This is a genomic window from Bradyrhizobium sp. B124, from assembly GCF_038967635.1.
GTDB lineage: Bacteria > Pseudomonadota > Alphaproteobacteria > Rhizobiales > Xanthobacteraceae > Bradyrhizobium.
The window spans coordinates 6,079,476-6,096,430 of sequence record NZ_CP152413.1; the positions used below are offsets into that span (position 1 = coordinate 6,079,476).

Genomic DNA, 16,955 nt, shown 5'->3' on the forward strand with positions numbered 1-16,955 from the left:
GTCACGGCATCTGGCTCATGTCATGGATCGGCATCATGTTGACGTTGAGATGATGCATGACCCACAGCGATCCGGTCAGCGCGATCACCACCATGATCACGGTGAAGATCATCGCCATCATGGTCCAGCCGTTCTCGGACCGCGTGTTCATGTGCAGGAAGTACACCATGTGCACGACGATCTGCACCGCGGCCAGCACCAGCACGATCAGTGCGGTGACCTGCTTGTCGGCGATCGCGCCGCTCATCACCAGCCAGAACGGCACCGCGGTGAGGACGACGGAGAGGCCGAAGCCGATCAGATAGCTCTTCAGCGAGCCGTGGGCGGCGCCGCCATGGTCATCATGGCCGTGACCGCCGGCATGGGCTTCGAGAGTGCGGGCTTCTGTTGTCATCGCAGCATTCCCAGGAGGTAGACGAAGGTGAAGACGCCGATCCAGACCACGTCGAGGAAGTGCCAGAACATCGAAAGGCACATCAGCCGGCGGCGGTTGGCTTCGGTGAGGCCGAAGCGCGCGGTCTGCACCATCAGCGTCACCAGCCAGACCAGGCCGAAGGTGACGTGCAGACCGTGGGTGCCGACCAGCGTGAAGAACGACGACAGGAAGGCGCTGCGCTGCGGCGTCGCGCCCTCATGGATCATGTGGGCGAACTCGGTCAGCTCGATGCCGAGGAAGGCGAGGCCGAACAGCCCGGTGATGGCGAGCCAGGCCTGCGTTGCGCCGATCCTCGATTTCTCCATCGTCAGCATGGCAAAGCCATACGTGATCGAGGAGAGCAGCAGCATCGTGGTGTTGAGCGCGACCAGCTTGAGGTCGAACAGGTCCTTCGGCGCCGGGCCGGCGGCATAGTTGCCGCCGAGCACGCCGTAGGTCGCAAACAGCATCGCGAAGATGAGGCAGTCGCTCATCAGGTAGATCCAGAAGCCCAGCATGGTGCTGGCGCCTTCCGGATGCGCGTGCTCGTCGATGACGTGGAAGATCGGTTCGGAGCTTTGTGTGGAGACGGTAGCAACGGTCATGTCTGGGCTCCTGCGGCGAGAACGCGCGTCCGCGCGTCTTCGGTCCGCACCACCTCATCCGCCGGGATGTGGAAGTCGCGGTGATAGTTGAAGGTGTGGCCGATCGCGACCGCGAGCAGCGCAACGAAGCTGACGGCGGCGAGCCACCAGATGTACCAGATCAGGCCGAATCCCATCACCGTCGCGAGGCCAGCGAGGATGACGCCGGTGCCGGTGTTGGAGGGCATGTGGATCGGCTTGAAGCCGGTCAGCGGCCGCCTGTAGCCGCGGCGCTTCATGTCCCACCAGGCGTCGTTGTCGTAAACCACCGGCGTGAAGGCGAAGTTGTAATCCGGCGGCGGCGACGAGGTCGCCCATTCCAGCGTGCGCGCGTCCCAGGGATCGCCGGTGGCGTCCTTCAGCTCTTCGCGGCGCAGGATGCTGACTGCGAACTGCACCAGCATCGCACCGATGCCGAGCAGGATCAGGAAGGCGCCGAAGGCCGCGATGACGAACCAGATCTGCAAGCTAGGATCGTCGAACACGCGGAGCCGGCGGGTCACGCCCATCAGGCCGAGCACATAGAGCGGCATGAAGGCGAAGTAGAAACCCGAGACCCAGAACCAGAACGACAGCTTGCCCCAGAACGGATCGAGCCTGAAGCCGAACGCCTTCGGGAACCAGTAGTTGATGCCGGCGAACAGGCCGAACAGCACGCCGCCGATGATCACGTTGTGGAAATGCGCGATCAGGAACAGGCTGTTATGCAGCACGAAATCGGCCGGCGGCACCGCGAGCAGCACGCCGGTCATGCCGCCGATCACGAAGGTCAGCATGAACGCCACCGTCCACATCATCGGCAGCTCGAAGCGGATGCGGCCGCGATACATCGTGAACAGCCAGTTGAACATCTTCGCGCCCGTCGGGATCGAGATGATCATGGTGGTGATGCCGAAGAACGAGTTGACGCTGGCGCCGGAGCCCATCGTGAAGAAGTGATGCAGCCAGACCAGATAGGACAGGATGGTGATGACGACCGTGGCGTAGACCATCGAGGTGTAGCCGAACAGCCGCTTGCCGGAGAACGTCGCGGTCACCTCCGAGAAGATGCCGAACGCCGGCAGCACCAGGATGTAGACCTCGGGATGGCCCCAGATCCAGATCAGGTTCACGTACATCATCGGGTTGCCGCCGAAGTCGTTCGTGAAGAAGTTGGTGCCGACGTAGCGGTCGAGCGACAGCAGCGCCAGCACCGCGGTCAGCACCGGGAAGGAGGCGACGATCAGGACGTTGGTGCAGAGCGAGGTCCAGGTGAACACCGGCATCTTCATCATCGTCATGCCCGGCGCGCGCAGCTTGACGATGGTGCAGACCAGGTTGATGCCCGATAGCGTCGTGCCGACGCCGGCGACCTGTAGTCCCCATATGTAATAATCTACGCCGACGTCGGGACTGTAGCCGATGTTCGACAGCGGCGGATAGGCGAGCCAGCCGGTGCGGGCGAATTCGCCGACGAACAGCGACATCATCACCAGCACGGCGCCGCCGACCGTCATCCAGAAGCTGAAATTGTTGAGGAAGGGGAAGGAGACGTCGCGGGCGCCGATCTGCAGCGGCACCACGTAGTTCATCAGGCCGGTGACCAGCGGCATCGCCACGAAGAAGATCATAATCACGCCGTGGGCGGTGAAGACCTGGTCGTAGTGATGGGCCGGGAGGTAGCCGTCGGAGCCGTTGAAGGCGATCGCCTGCTGCAGGCGCATCATCAGCGCGTCCGCGAAGCCGCGCAGCAGCATCACGATGCCGAGGATCATGTACATGATGCCGATGCGCTTGTGGTCCACTGTGGTGAACCATTCGCGCCACAGATAGGTCCAGAGCCGGAAGTAGGTGACGATGGCGAACAGCGCGAGGCCACCGGTCGCGACCACCGCGAAGGTGCCGACCAGGATCGGCTCGTGCAGCGGCAGCGCGTCCAGATTGAGGCGGCCGAAGATCATCTTGATGAGATCGGGATTCATGCGGCGCTCCTCAGGAGTCTGATTTCGGGCGCTGGCCGAGCAGCAAGGATGTCGACGACGGATGGGCGGGAGAGAACGGCGGGCGCTTCAGCCCGACGCCACGCAGCGGTGTCAGGTCGAGCGGCGCGAGAACGTCGCGCGACGGCGCGTCCTTGATCTCGTCCATCGCGCAGATGCCGGCGACGAAGGTCGGTGAGGCGCCGAGCGGCGCGCCGCGGCGGGCGTATTTGTCGTAAGTCAGCGGCAGCGTGTTGTTGAGGCCTTCGCGGCCGAGGCCGCCCTTGGCGTCAATCGCCATCATCTCGCTCATGCACATCTTGCCGGGCTCGACGCACATGTTGAGGATCGCCTTGTAGAGATCGCGATCGACCGAGCGGTAGAGACGGACCGGATCGTTCTGGCTCGGACGCTCGAGCTGCAGATAGTCGGTGCGGCCGAGCATGCTGCCGCTGGCCCTGGCGGTGCCGATCCACTTGTCGAAATCGGCGGTCGACAGGCTCTTGAACTCGAAGTGCATGCCGGAGAAGCCGGCGCCGCTGTAATTGGCGGAGAAGCCGCGGAAGGTGCCCGCCTTGTTGGCGACCGCGTGCAGCTTGGTCTCCATGCCGGGCATGGCGTAGATCTGGCCGGCAAGGGCCGGGATGTAGAACGAGTTCATCACGGAAGACGCCGTGATGCGGAAGCGGATCGGGCGATCGACGGGCGCTGCGAACTCGTTGACGGCGGCGACGCCATAGTCCGGGTAGATGAACAGCCACTTCCAGTCGAGCGCGACCACCTCGACATTGAGCGGGGCGTCCTTGCTCTCGATCGGCTTGTCGGCGGCGATGCGGCCGAGCGAGCGGTAGGGATCGAGCAGATGCGTGCCCATCCAGGTCAGCGCACCCAAGCAGATGATGATCAGAAGCGGCGCCGACCAGATCACGAGCTCGAGCTGGGTGGAGTGATCCCACTCCGGCTCATAGGGGGCTGCGGTATTGGACTGGCGGTAGCGCCAGGCGAAGAAGATGGTCAGCGCCATCACCGGAAGCACGATGATGAGCATCAGGACGGTGGAGATCACGACAAGGTCGCGCTGCTGGATGGCGACGTCCCCGGCGGGGGCAAGGACGACGAAATCGCACCCGCCAAGGAGCGCCGCGAACGGCAATAAGGCCAATAATTTCAAGGCGCGCACGGCTCACCCCACTTGAATTTTATGAGTTCCGCCAAGGGGTAGCTGCGATGCAGCAAAGTTGACATTGGACAATTTGTCCAATGTTGCGCTGCGGGATAGACCGTCAGAAGGTGAGGTGGACCGCGTGGCATAGGCTGCCCGTGGCCTCATCTCTAGTCTGAGCATGATCTGTTCGGAAAACCGGTTTCGACTTTTCCGGATCAGGCTCCAAAGGACGGTTCTCCGGCGATGGCACAGGCCCCAGCAATGGCTCACGGCACCCCGACGGCATCAGGTCACGGGCAGGCGAAACCTGGCGAAATCGCCATCGGCGTCATCATCGGGCGCACGTCGGAATTCTTCGACTTCTTCGTCTACGCGATCGCCTCGGTGATCGTGTTTCCGAAGCTGGTGTTCCCGTTCGTCAATGAACTGACCGGCACGCTCTATTCATTCGGGATCTTCGCGCTGGCCTTTGCCGCGCGGCCGCTCGGCACCGTCATCTTCATGGCGGTCGACCGCCGCCACGGCAAGGGCGCCAAGCTCGTCATCGCGCTGTTCCTGCTCGGCACCGCCACGGTCGCGCTCGCGTTCCTGCCCGGCTACGACACGATCGGCGTCGCGGCGATCTGGCTGCTGGCCGCCGCGCGGGTCCTGCAGGGCATCGCCTGGGGCGGCGCGTGGGACGGCCTCGCCTCGCTGCTCGCGATGAACTCGCCGGCGAATCGCCGCGGCTGGTACGCGATGGTGCCGCAGCTCGGCGCGCCGCTCGGCCTGATCGTGGCGAGCGCGCTGTTCGCGTTCTTCGCCGGCAACCTCTCGGCGGACGATTTCTTCGATTGGGGCTGGCGCTATCCGTTCTTCGTCGCCTTCGCCATCAACGTGGTGGCGCTGTTCGCGCGGCTGCGCATGGTGGCGACCGATGAATATTCCGAGCTGTTCGAAAGCCGCGACCTCGAGCCGGCGCGCGTCGGCGAGACGGTGGCGCAGGAGGGCCGCAATATCCTGCTCGGCGCCTTTGCGCCGCTGGCGAGCTTTGCGCTGTTCCACATGGTCACGGTGTTCCCGCTGTCCTGGGTGTTCCTGTTCACCAGGGAAAGCCCGGTGCGTTTCCTGATCATCGAGATGATCGGCGCCATGGTCGGCGTCGTCGCGATCATCGCCTCCGGCATGATCGCCGACCGCGTCGGCCGCAAGCCGCTGCTGCTGGGCTCTGCGGTCGCGATCGCGGTCTATAGCGGCTTTGCCCCGCAGCTGCTCGACGCCGGTGCGTTCGGCGAGACGATCTACATGGTGCTCGGCTTCGTGCTGCTCGGGCTGTCGTTCGGCCAGTCGTCGGGTGCGATCGCCTCGAACTTCGCGCGGACCTATCGCTACACCGCCTCGGCGCTGACCTCGGATTTCGCCTGGCTGTTCGGCGCCGGCTTTGCGCCGCTCGCCGCGCTGCTGCTGGCGACGCATTTCGGCCTGATCTCGGCCGGCGCGTATCTGTTGTCGGGGGCGGTGTGGACGCTGCTCGCGCTGTGGCTGAGCGGCCTGCGCGAAGCCGAAGTCAATTAGTCCCGTAGCCTTTCTCCTTCCCTTGTAGCCCGGATGCAGCGCAGCGAAATCCGGGACCGCTCTCACCGCGAATGGTTCTGCCCCGGATTGCGCTGCGCTGCATCCGGGCTACAGAGCTTCGCTTAGCGAAACAGCCCGTCGACGCGGAACGAATAGCCGAGACCTACGATGTAGTTCGGCGAATTGCGGTTGAGCCCGAACGCGACGTGGAGATCGAGCTGCTGGGTCGGTGTAAGCCGGTACATGCCGCCGGAATTGATCAACTGGGTCGGCCGCGCGCCGTCGGGATAGTCGCCGACATATTCGGTGAACACACTGATCCGCTCGGTCAATTTCTTCTCGATCACGAAGGTCGTTTCCGACATGTGCTGGCCGGTCAGCTCGGCGGGGCGGAAGAATTCCGTGAACATGCCGCTGACGCCCCAGCCGTCATGCAACTCCCATGACCATGGCAGCTGGATGTAGGGCTGCGCGCCGCGCCCGGCGATGGCGGCTGCGCCGGTCGGCAGCGCGACGCCGGCGGTGATCGACAGGTCGACCTTTCCCGGCACCGGGCTGATCTGCCATTTCAGTCCGGGAGCGACGTCGGAGAAGCCCGCGGCGCCCGGCGATCTCATAGTGCCGGTATAGCTCGGCAGGTCGATCAGGACCTCGAGGCAGGGCGCGATGCCGAGCCGCCAGCGGCTGTTGCTGCCGTCGATGCTGCGGCCACTGTTGCGGCCGGTGAGGTTGATGCCGTTTTCGCTCTGCAGGCTCCCGACCGGCACGACGATACTCGAATTGGTGACGTCGGGCCGGTCGGTCGCAATTTCGTCGCTCGGCTTGGGACAACCGTCCGCGCGCGCGGCGGTGGCTGCTGCGAGGGTGATCGCAGCAAGCACGCACCCGAGTTCGGCAAGTCGAGCGACGGCGCCGAACCGATTGTGAAACACTGGGGATGCTCCAAAAACCCGGCGCCGCTGCGGAGGTGGCAGCTTGAATAGAGATCGGCCGATGACGCGGATATTCCTCGCGGGCGGAAAAAACTTCAACAAGAAGTGCGACTGTCGGCGATCGATGCGGCCGGCGTCCAGCGCAATTATGGGTGGGGGAATTTCGGGGAATAGAATGGCGGCCTGGCGGCTCCTGTTGTGGTGGCAAACAGGAGACCCCCGGAATGACCATTCGTTCGATCGCAGGCGTGCTGGCGCCGCGGCAGGCCAAAATCGCCGCGATGGCGGCTATCGCGATCTTGCTCGCGCTGAACAGCGCCCGCGCGGCGGGCGATCCGGCGCGCGGCGCCACGCTGTACCAGGGCTGCGGCGATTGCCATTCGATCGAGAAGAACGACGTCGGTCCGATGCACAAGGGGGTGGTTGGCCGCCTTGCCGGCTCGGTCGCGGGCTACAATTACTCGCCGGCGCTGAAGGACTCGAAGATCGTGTGGACCGAGGCGAATCTCGACAAATGGCTGACCGGTCCGGACGCGATGGTTCCGGGCACCAAGATGTTCTACGAGGTTCAGGATCCGAAGGATCGTGCCGACATCATCGCCTTCCTCAAGGAGAAGGCGAAGTAGAGCGTTCTCTCTCAGCGTCGTCCCTGCGGAAGCAGGGATCCATAAGCACAGGAATATGTTGTTGGGGCGCGCTGAGGCCCCAGCTTTTTCCATCAATCGATAACGGTGGTTGGGGGTCCCGGCGTTCGCCGGGACGACGGTGGTGAGGGTGCGTGCAGCCTCAATCCACCACGATCTTGACGCGGTCGCGCGGCTTCACCTGGGCGTGGGCGTCGAGGCCGTTGAGCACGCGGAAGCGCTCGGCCGGGTGATCGATGCCGGCCATGCGGTGCGACAGCGATTCCACGGTGTCGCCGGGCTGCACGTTGATGACCTTGATGCGCAGCGGGCGCGCGGCCTGGATCTCGTCAAGGGTCAGGCGGCGGAACGAATTGACGGTCTCGCGCGCGTTGCGCTCGCTCTCGGTGGATTTCTGCTTGGCGGCGAAGATGAAACGGTAGACGTCGCTGCCGAAGCGCAGCGCGTAGACCTTGAACTGCCACTGGTCGCCATGCGCGGTGGCCGATGCCGCCGGAAAGCCGTTGATGTTGAGGTCCTCGGTCGAGGACTTCTCGACGCCTTCCATCCACCCGGAATTCAGGTAGTCGCCGAGCGACTGTTCGGCCGGCACCCGCACCACGTCGAAGCGCATCGCCTGGCTGCCGCCCTCGCGCACGCCGATCACCGCCTGCGCGGTGTTGTCGAGCGTGAAATTCTCGGGCGCGGTGAAGGTGAAGCCGAGCTTGGGATGCAGGAAGCGGCGGCCGCGCACAAAACCTTCGCTGGGATCCTCGCCATAGACGATGTTGTCGATCGCGGCGAGATAGGTCTCGCGGTCGCGCTCGTTGCTCTCGGGCGACGAGTATTGCCGCGCGGTGGTCTGCGCATTGGAGATGCGCTCCGGCGTTGCCGGATGCGACGAGGTGAAGTCCTGCGCGCGCGGATCGAGCGCGGTCTTGCCGATCTTGAGCGCGGCATTGCGCTCCATCGCGGTCAGGAAGCGCGCCGCGCCGTAGGGATCGAAATGCGCGCGGGCGGCGATCCCGACGCCGATGCCGTCGGCCTCGAACTCCTGCTGCCGCGAGAAGCTCGCCATCGTCAGCTTGGTCTTGGCGAGCGCCAGCGCGGTGAGATCGGGATCGGTGCTCATGTCGGTGACGACGCGCGTCACCACCGCCGCCTGGCGCGCCTGGTCCTCGCGCATCGCGGCGTGCTTGGCCAGCACATGCGCCATCTCGTGGCTCAGCACCGAGGAGAGCTCGGAAGTGTCGCTGGCGAGCGCAATCAGGCCGCGCGTGACGTAGAGCTGGCCGGTCGGCAACGCGAAGGCATTCACCGCGCCGGAATTGAGGATCGTGACCTTGTAGGCCTGGTCGGGCCGTTCGGACGCGGCGACCAGCCGGTCGACGGTCTTGCCGATCAGCGCCTCGAGCTTCGGGTCGTCATAGGCGCCGCCATAGGACGACAGGATGCGCTCATGCTCGCGCTCGCTGTTGGGCGTCTGCTGCACCACCCGGTTCGGCTTCACCGGCGCCGCCGCCGCGGTTGGCGCGACCTGCTCGAAGCGGCCGACATTGCCGCAGGCCGACAGCGTCAGGGCCGCGCAGACGAGCGCCAGCGCAGCCGAAAGCCGGCGGCCAGTTCCATCTTCACGCGGTCCAGCGCGCTCAATCACGTCAAAAACCCACAACTTGTCCCGTAATCGGCCAGGCCGTGACCTGTGGGCCCCTAGTTCCCGCCGAGTACTTCAATCTGCCCCACCCGGAGCAATTCGATTCGCGGCCCACGTCGTGCTTCCACCCAGCCTCGGACACGAATCCTACGATTTTCCAGAGACTTGGGCGCAAGGCCAGCCGCCTCAAACGCAGGGACTATGCGCCTTGAAATAGTCAGAGCAAAGTCCCGTGTCCAGTTTCGGCCGAAATTCAGGTAGGTCGTCGCCCCCGCCTGGCGCACGGACAAAACCCTGCCCTCGACCACGGTAAAGCGCCCAATCCCGGCCAAAATATCGTCCGGACTTTCGGCGTTTTTTATGACGGCGGACTCGGCCCAGGTTCCCGATCGGGCGGCCCGCGCCTCGGCCTCCGCTGCCATCAGCGCCACAGCACAGTCCTTGTCGGCAATCTCGGACGACACCAGCGCGAGGCCCTGGCGCAGCAGCTCGCTTTGCACGGGATGCTCGCTGCCTTCGAGGAATGCGTAGGCCGACTGCCGGCCGTAGCGGTCCGGCGTGTCGTCCTGTCCGCGCAGCGTCACCTCGCGGCCGACCAGCAGCGCCGACAGCGCTGCCATGGCCTTCGCCCGGTCCGCCACCTCGATGCCGGCGAGCTTGACCTCGCGACCGTCATCCAGCCGCAGGCTGCGCGCATCGATCACAGCAGCGACGCGACCTTCGCCCTGAATCTCGAAATTGCATCCGGCCGCATGACTTGCCCCGCAGGCAAGCAGCATCGTGTAGGCGAGGAGAGTGCCGCGAGCCAGCATCGACAGATTCTGCATCGACAATATCTGCATGGCTCGATCTTCGCACATCTTGACCATTCCGTTCAGCGGAAAACACGTGTCAGCTCCGCGGCTTGCCGCTCTGCATGGCATGCGGCATGATCCGGCCCTCGACACGGACCTGATGGAATGAGGTCTGTTCTTCAAGGGAGGATCTGAATGAGACGGGTTTTGGCCGGCGTGTTGGCCTGTGTGTTTGCGATCTCGGCGAATGCGTCGCTGGCGCAGGACAAGCCTCCGCTGAAGCTCGGCGGTATCCTCGATATGTCGAGCCTCTATGCCGACATCACCGGTTCCGGCAGCGAAACCGCCGCCAAGATGGCGGTGGAGGATTTCGGCGGCACGGTGCTCGGCCGCAAGGTCGAGATCGTGGTCGGCGACCATCTCAACAAGGCCGACCTTGCCGCCAACATCGCCCGCGACATGATCGACAACCAGGGCGTTGAGATGATCTTTGACGTCGCGGCGTCCGCGACCGCGCTCGCCGCCGGCGAGATCGCCAAGGCCCGCGGCAAGATCATCATGTTCAACGGCCCGGGCTCGATCCGCCTCTCCAACGAGGCCTGCGGCCCCTATACCGTGCATTACGTGTTCGACACCTTCGCGCAGGCCAATGTGACCGGCCTTGCCGCGGTGAAATCCGGCCTCGACACCTGGTTCTTCCTGACCGCGGACTACGCGTTCGGCCAGGATCTGGAAAAGGACACCAGCAATGTCGTGGCGAAGTCGGGCGGCAAGGTGCTCGGCAGCGTGCGGCATCCGATCAACACCTCGGACTTCTCCTCCTTCCTGCTGCAGGCGCAGGCCTCGAAGGCCAAGGTGATCGGGCTCGCCAACGCCGGCGGCGACACCATCAACGCGATCAAGCAGGGCGCCGAGTTCGGCATCACCAAGGGCGGCCAGAAGATCTCGCCGCTCTTGGCTTTCGTGACCGATATCGACAGCGTCGGGCTCGAGACCGCGCAGGGGCTGCTGCTCGCGGAAGCGTTCTATTGGGATCTCAATGATGACACCCGCGCCTTCACCAAGCGCTTCATGGAGCGCACCAAGCGGGTGCCGACCTCGGCCCAGGCCGGCGTCTACTCCTCCGTGACGCATTACCTGGAGGCGGTGAAGGCCGCCGGCACCACCGATGCGGCCGCCGTGATGAAGGTGATGAAGGAGACCCCGATCAACGACATGTTCGCCAAGAACGGCCGGATTCGCGAGGACGGCCGCATGGTGCACGACATGTATCTGTTCGAGGTCAAGAAGCCCTCGGAGTCGAAGGGCCGCTGGGATGATTACAAGCTGCTTGCGACCGTGCCGGGCGACCAGGCGTTCCAGCCGCTGTCGGAGTCGCGCTGCCCGCTGGTGAAGAAATGACGAAGTCATCCCGGGGCGATGCGCAGCATCGAACCCCGGATCTCGAGGTTCCGGGTCTGGTGCTTGCGCACCATCCCGGAACGACGGGGTAACCAACAACAACGAAAGGCAAAACGCCATGACCGATAATCAGATGGTTCTCCAATCCCTCGACAAGGGCCTGCTCACCATCACCATGAACCGCCCGGATCGGCGCAATGCGCTCAATCCGGACATGACGCGCGGCCTGGTCGAGGCGGCGCGGCGGGCGCAGGACGATACCGAGGTGCGCGCGGTGCTGATCCGGGGCGCCGGCGGCACCTTCTGCGTCGGCGGCGACGTCAAGTCGATGGCGGAAGGCCGCGCGCCGCTGCCGTTTGAGGCCAAGATGGCCAATCTGCGCCGGGGCATGGAGGTCTCGCGCATCCTGCACACGATGCCGAAGCCCGTGGTGGCGCAGCTCGACGGTGCGGCGGCCGGTGCCGGGCTCTCGATCGCACTGTCCTGCGATCTGCGCGTCGCCAGCGCCTCCTGCAAGATCACCACGGCTTTTGCCAAGGTCGGCTTCTCCGGCGACTACGGTGGAACGTATTTCCTGACCAAGATGCTCGGCAGCGCCAAGGCGCGCGAGCTCTACATGATGTCGCCGGTGCTGTCGGCGCAGGAGGCCTATAACCTCGGCATGGTCTCCAAGGTGGTGCCCGATGCCGAAATCGAGGCCGAGACGCTGGAGCTGGCGCGGTCGCTGGCGCAGGGCCCGTCGGTGGCGCTCGGCTACATCAAGCGCAACATCAACAATGCCGAGACCATGACGCTGGAAGCCTGCTTCGACGGCGAGGCGATCCACCACACCCGTGCCGGCGAAACCACCGACCACAAGGAAGCGGCCAAGGCCTTCGTCGAGAAGCGCAAGCCCACCTTCCAGGGGCAGTAGGCCGTGACCAATCTCATGGCCGAGTACATGCGGTTGCGCCAGATCTGCCTGGTGGCGCCGCAGCTCGCGCCGGTGATCGCGGACATTTCTGCGATCATGGGCCTCGATGTCTGCTATCGCGACGGTAACGTCGCCAAATACGGCCTCGAGAACGCGCTGCTGCCGGTCGATACCATCCTGCTGGAAGTGGTCGCGCCGTTCCAGCCGGGTCCGGGCACCGCGGCCGGCCGCTTCATCGAGAAGACCGGCGGCCGCGGCGGCTACATGGCGATCTTCTGCTGTGAAGATCCCGACGCGCGGGGCGCCAAGGCCAATGCGATCGGCGTGCGCACCGCCAACGTGATCACGCACGCGCCCTATCACGGCGTGCAACTGCACCCGCGCGACTGCCGCGCTGCCTTCATCGAGTTCAATCACACCGACGGCAGCGACGATATTCTTGGGCCATATCCGCCGGCCGGCCCGGACTGGCAGAAGTCGATCCGCAAGGACACGACTTTGGCGCTGACCGAGGTCGAGATGCAGAGCCCCGAGCCCGAGGGGTTGGCGGTGCATTGGGGGAAGATCGTCGGCATTCCCGCGGCTGATGCCGTGGTGAAGCTGCCGAACGCGACCTTCCGCTTCGTCAAGGGCGACGGCGAGATCATGAGCGGCTTGACCTTTAAGGTCGCCGACAAGGCGAAGGTGCTGAATGCCGCGAAAGCGAGGGGCTGTGCGGTGAAGGGCGATGAATTCCAGCTTTGCAGCGTGACGATCAAGCTGACGGCATGATGTCGTAGCCCGGATTGCGCTCCGCTCCATCCGGGCTACGCGAAGATATCCTTCCCCGTCATCCTGAGGTGCGAGCGGAGCGAGCCTCGAAGGATGCACGGCCACAGACGGGCCGATTCATCCTTCGAGACGGCCGCATTGCGGCCTCCTCAGGATGACGGGGTAAGGTTGAGCCCGCGGCCACGATCCAATATCGTTGAGCGCAACAAGAACAATTGGAACACGCCCCCATGCCGCATCCGCTCGATTCCTTCTTCGCCCCAAAGAGCATCGCGCTGATCGGCGCCTCGCGCGATCACGAGAAGATTCCCGGGCGGCTGCTCGCGATGCTGCGCAAGAACGGCTATCCGGGCGGGCTCTATCCGATCAATCCGAACTATGACGAGATCGACGGGCTGAAATGTTTCAAGTCGATCGCCGACGTCGTCGCGCCGATCGATCTTGCCGTCATCGTCATTCCAGCGCGCGCGGTGCTGCCGGCGCTGGAGCAATGCGCGGCTGCCGGCGTCAAGAACGCGGTCATCATTTCGTCCGGCTTTGCCGAGGAGGGCGGCGACAGCGCAGACATGCAGGACGCGATCGTGGCGCTGGCGAAGCGGACGGGGATGCGGATCTCCGGTCCGAACGCCGAAGGGTTTTACAGCCAGGTGCAGAAGGTCGCCGCGACCTTCAGCCCGACCGTCGACGTCAAGCCGGATGCACCTGACTTGGCTGCGAGCCAACGGCGGATCGGTATCGTCGCGCAGAGCGGCGGCATCGGCTTTGCGATCTATCATCGCGCCAAGGCGCTCGGTGTCGCGCTCAGCTATGTCGTGAGTGCCGGCAATGAGAGCGATCTCGGCGCCGGCGAGTTCCTCGACTACATGGTGCAGGATCCCGCGACCGACGTGATCCTGCTCTTCATCGAGGGCATCCGCGACGTCGACAAGTTTTTGGCGGCGGCGAAGCGCGCGGCAGAGCTCAGGAAGCCCGTCATCGTAACTAAAGTGGGCCGTTCCGGCGCCGGCGAGCGCGCGGCGGCCTCGCACACCGCGAGCATGGCGGGCTGGTCGGCGGCTTATGACGCGGTGTTCGCGAAATATGGCTTCATCGTCTCCAACGACCTCGACGAGGCGGTGACGATTGCGGCCGTGTTGACCACCAATCCGCTGCCGAAGGGCGATCGCGTCGCGGTGCTGACGGTGTCCGGCGGCGCCGGCATCTGGGGCGCCGATACGGTGTCGATGCAAGGCCTGCGTGTGCCGGAGCTCTCGGCCACGATTCAGAGCCAGATCAAGCAATGGATGCCGTCCTATGGCGCGGCGGGCAATCCGGTCGACGTCACTGCGCAGGGCGTCTCCTCCGGCGGCCTGCAGAAGAGCATCGAGCTGTTCGACGCGTCAGATGAAGTGGATGCGACCCTGGTCGTGCTGTCGCTGTCGAGCGAGACGCGGATGCCGTTCAAGGAGGCCGAGCTGAGGCCTCTGATCGCGGCGCAGAACAAGCCAGTGGTGTTCTATTCCTACACGCTGCCGTCGCCATTCGCGCGGCAGGAGCTCGCGAAGTCGGGCGTGGTGGTGCTCTCCGGGCTGACCCACGTCGGCGTCGCGATGCGGCGGCTGGCGGATTATGCCGCCTTCAGGCCCGCCCCCGAGATGGCGGCATCGGCCTCGCGGACGCACGATCTCTCCGCGCATCTCAGGGCGAAGACGCTGTCCGAACATGACAGCAAGGCGGTGTTGCGCGCGGCCGGCATCGCATTGCCGGACGAGGTGCTGGTGACCGACCGCGACGGGCTCGACGCGGCGATCGATCGGGCCGGATTTCCGCTGGTCATGAAGATTCAGTCGCCTGACATCGCGCACAAGAGCGAGGTCGGCGGTGTCCGCGTCAACATCGCCGCCAAGGGCGCCGCGTTCACCGCCTATCGCGATATGCTGGAGAGCGTGCAGCAGCAGCGATCTGAAGCAAAAATCCAAGGCGTGCTGGTCGGGCCGATGGCCAAGAAGGGCGTCGAGATCATCGTCGGCACCATGACGGATGCGACCTTTGGCCCGATGGTGATGGTGGGGCTCGGCGGCATTACCACCGAGCTGTTCAAGGACGTGGTCTATCGTCCGGCGCCGGTGAGCCCGCTAGAGGCGACCGCGATGCTGGAGACGCTGCAAGCCGCGCCGCTGCTGCACGGCTTCCGTGGCGCGCCGAAGGCCGATGTCGCGGCGCTCGCGCGGCTGATCTCGCAGATTTCAGTGCTGGCGGCGCAGCACCGCAGCGAGATCGCCGAGATCGAGGTCAATCCCGTGCTGGTACATCCGGAGGGGCAGGGCGTGACGATCGTCGATGCGCTGGTGGTGCCGAAATAGCTTTCTCTTTCGTGACCCCGATTCTTGAGCCGCCGCGCAAACTGTGCGGCGGCTCAAGGGTTGTGAACCGGCTTGCCTGGCGCTCGGCGCTATTTTCCGAGAGCGATCCGGACGAGGTCCTTCAGCGCGAAATTGGGGCCGGATCCGGGGAACCAGTTCTTGTTCATGTTGAGGATCGAGCTGTTGTCACCGAACATCAGCCCGACGAAGACTTCCGCGACGATCCGCCCGCCGACCGGTCCGAGCCGCGGCGTCGTCACCTCGACGTCCGATTTGACCGGAATTTTCACCTTCACCGCGTGATGCATCGCCTCGGCGAGAATGTAGGTCCACAACGGACAATTCTTGCGGAAGACCGGATCCACCGAGAGGATGTTCGGCAGTGCGGTGTCGGGCTTGTCCACGCCCTGACCGATCAGAATCTCCTCGTCGTTGAGCGGCTGAACGCCCATCGCGTAGGCGATGTCCTGGCCCGACGGCAGGCCCAGTCGCCAGCCACGCAGCAGGTTGCGCTCCGCAAGCACCGACGGGTTGGAAGCGACCGCGGGGGGTAGATTCGCCAGCGGATTGACCAGCGCAGTATCGATGCGATAGGCGAACTGCAGCCGCTTGGCCTTGACCGCGTCGTCGCCGTCATAGTCGCGCGTGTCGATGTCGATGAAGCGGCCCCAGTCGATGGCCCAGGCCGGGTTCATCTCGCGGAAGCCGGTCAAGCCATCCTTGTTCTGGCCGCTCGGAAAGATCGGAAGCAGGACGCCGTCGTTCAAACGGTATCCCGGCCGGATCATCGAATGACCGAGCCGATAGCCCGCAACCGAGAACTCGACGGGCATGAAGGGCTCGTTCTTCCAGTGGAAGTATTTCAGCTTCGACTGGTCATATCGTCCGCCGGTCTTGAGCTGGTCGAGCACGCCGTGATCGACGATCCGCGGCAGGAAGTCGTACAGCACTATATACTGGTAGTAGTGTCGCACGATCCGTTGCAGGTCGGAGAATTCGGCGTCGGGGTGCCGCTTCAGCATCGCATTGTGAAAGCGATGAAACAGGCCCTGCAACTGCGAGACGATCGCGTTTTCGTCGTTGCGCGGATCGCCGATCAGGGCGCGTTTCACCGGCGCTTCGTTCCTCGGGAGGTCGTGGGCGTCCGGGTCGCTGGCGCCATGTATGGGGTTGCCGAGCAGGAAGCCGTTGCTGCCGTCATACAGATAGGGCTGGTCGTCCGGGCCGCGGCCGTAGATGCAGTCGAGATCGAATGCAGGCGTCCGGTAGTCGGTCAACGCATCCGGGTCGTTGCGCTTCTGCAGTGAGCTGTTCGGGTCGAATGTCAGGTCGTGGTCGATGAACTGGCCGAAATACGTATAGAGCGCGGGGATCCCGCTTTCCTCGTCGTCGCGTCCGTCCTTCGCATCATCGGGGGGCGACGTCATCGCCTTCGCAAGCTTGGCAAGCGCGTTCTGCGCCTCGGTGTCGGTCTTTCCAAATGTCGCGGGCTCCATGCGGAACATGCGACCGAAGCGACCCTGAAAAAGCGGCGAACTGGCCGTTGTGGACAGCCCGCGAACGGGAACGGAATGCTTGGCAGTCATTGCGTTGCTCCATGCTGTGACGAATACGGAGCGCCCAATGTCGGACTGTATGGCCGGTAGCGGACTTCAAATGTGAATTATCTCTCAGGAGTCGCATAAATACATAATACCACTCATGATCGTGCGAATGGATTGGTCGGCGATCACGCGTGATGCATGCATCGCCGAGATTGAGGTTAATCCCGTGCTGATGCCATCCGGAG

14 protein-coding genes are annotated in these 16,955 nt (G+C 64.4%); 6 read left to right on the top strand and 8 right to left on the bottom strand.

What is annotated here, in order from left to right:
* Position 1: 1 nt before the first annotated feature.
* From cyoD to cyoA, 4 genes are read right to left on the bottom strand one after another with little or no spacing between them, the layout of a single operon-like run.
* Positions 2–394 carry a cytochrome o ubiquinol oxidase subunit IV gene (cyoD, locus tag AAFG13_RS28860; protein ID WP_342708927.1) on the bottom strand — a complete coding sequence of 131 codons (393 nt, stop codon included), beginning with the start codon at positions 392–394 and terminating at the stop codon, positions 2–4.
* Positions 391–1,020: a cytochrome o ubiquinol oxidase subunit III gene (gene cyoC, locus AAFG13_RS28865; protein WP_212311896.1), complete on the bottom strand. Its 630-nt coding sequence runs from the start codon at positions 1,018–1,020 to the stop codon at positions 391–393. Before cyoC ends, cyoD begins: the two co-directional genes overlap by 4 nt.
* Positions 1,017–3,020 (bottom strand): cytochrome o ubiquinol oxidase subunit I, encoded by a 2,004-nt coding sequence (cyoB, locus tag AAFG13_RS28870; protein WP_342708928.1) that lies wholly within the window; start codon positions 3,018–3,020, stop codon positions 1,017–1,019. Before cyoB ends, cyoC begins: the two co-directional genes overlap by 4 nt.
* Before the next feature lie 10 nt (positions 3,021–3,030).
* Positions 3,031–4,197 (bottom strand): ubiquinol oxidase subunit II, encoded by a 1,167-nt coding sequence (cyoA, locus tag AAFG13_RS28875; protein ID WP_342708929.1) that lies wholly within the window; start codon positions 4,195–4,197, stop codon positions 3,031–3,033.
* Positions 4,198–4,443: 246 nt separating this feature from the next.
* On the opposite strand from cyoA, the gene AAFG13_RS28880 reads away from it, so the two are divergent.
* On the top strand, positions 4,444–5,736 hold the full coding sequence (locus AAFG13_RS28880) for an MFS transporter (RefSeq protein ID WP_092119979.1): 1,293 nt from the start codon (positions 4,444–4,446) through the stop codon (positions 5,734–5,736).
* A gap of 122 nt (positions 5,737–5,858) precedes the next feature.
* Here AAFG13_RS28880 and AAFG13_RS28885 read toward each other — a convergent pair whose 3' ends face one another.
* On the bottom strand, positions 5,859–6,668 hold the full coding sequence (locus tag AAFG13_RS28885) for a transporter (RefSeq protein ID WP_342708930.1): 810 nt from the start codon (positions 6,666–6,668) through the stop codon (positions 5,859–5,861).
* 224 nt (positions 6,669–6,892) lie between these two features.
* Between AAFG13_RS28885 and AAFG13_RS28890 the strand changes: the two genes are divergently transcribed.
* The gene (locus AAFG13_RS28890) at positions 6,893–7,294 is read left to right on the top strand and encodes a c-type cytochrome (protein ID WP_212311892.1); all 402 of its coding nucleotides are present in this window, start codon (positions 6,893–6,895) and stop codon (positions 7,292–7,294) included.
* A 160-nt stretch (positions 7,295–7,454) separates the two neighbouring features.
* Here the strand turns inward: AAFG13_RS28890 and AAFG13_RS28895 are convergent, their stop codons facing one another.
* Complete coding sequence (locus tag AAFG13_RS28895) at positions 7,455–8,948, bottom strand: M48 family metalloprotease (protein ID WP_342708931.1); 1,494 nt, start codon at positions 8,946–8,948, stop codon at positions 7,455–7,457.
* A gap of 53 nt (positions 8,949–9,001) precedes the next feature.
* Positions 9,002–9,724, bottom strand: coding sequence for a thermonuclease family protein (locus AAFG13_RS28900; protein ID WP_342713416.1), 723 nt, complete (start codon positions 9,722–9,724; stop codon positions 9,002–9,004).
* 210 nt (positions 9,725–9,934) lie between these two features.
* On the opposite strand from AAFG13_RS28900, the gene AAFG13_RS28905 reads away from it, so the two are divergent.
* The 4 genes from AAFG13_RS28905 to AAFG13_RS28920 all read left to right on the top strand — a co-directional run bounded on the left by AAFG13_RS28905 (position 9,935) and on the right by AAFG13_RS28920 (position 15,166).
* On the top strand, positions 9,935–11,140 hold the full coding sequence (locus AAFG13_RS28905) for an ABC transporter substrate-binding protein (RefSeq protein WP_342708932.1): 1,206 nt from the start codon (positions 9,935–9,937) through the stop codon (positions 11,138–11,140).
* 118 nt (positions 11,141–11,258) lie between these two features.
* Positions 11,259–12,053, top strand: a complete 795-nt coding sequence (locus AAFG13_RS28910; protein WP_342708933.1) for an enoyl-CoA hydratase — start codon at positions 11,259–11,261, stop codon at positions 12,051–12,053.
* A gap of 15 nt (positions 12,054–12,068) precedes the next feature.
* Positions 12,069–12,824: a hypothetical protein gene (locus AAFG13_RS28915; RefSeq protein WP_342713417.1), complete on the top strand. Its 756-nt coding sequence runs from the start codon at positions 12,069–12,071 to the stop codon at positions 12,822–12,824.
* A 230-nt stretch (positions 12,825–13,054) separates the two neighbouring features.
* Complete coding sequence (locus AAFG13_RS28920; RefSeq protein WP_342708934.1) at positions 13,055–15,166, top strand: acetate--CoA ligase family protein; 2,112 nt, start codon at positions 13,055–13,057, stop codon at positions 15,164–15,166.
* 89 nt (positions 15,167–15,255) lie between these two features.
* Here the strand turns inward: AAFG13_RS28920 and AAFG13_RS28925 are convergent, their stop codons facing one another.
* A complete protein-coding gene (locus tag AAFG13_RS28925; protein ID WP_342708935.1) occupies positions 15,256–16,752 on the bottom strand; it encodes a heme peroxidase family protein in 1,497 nt (498 codons plus the stop codon).
* Positions 16,753–16,955: the final 203 nt, after the last annotated feature.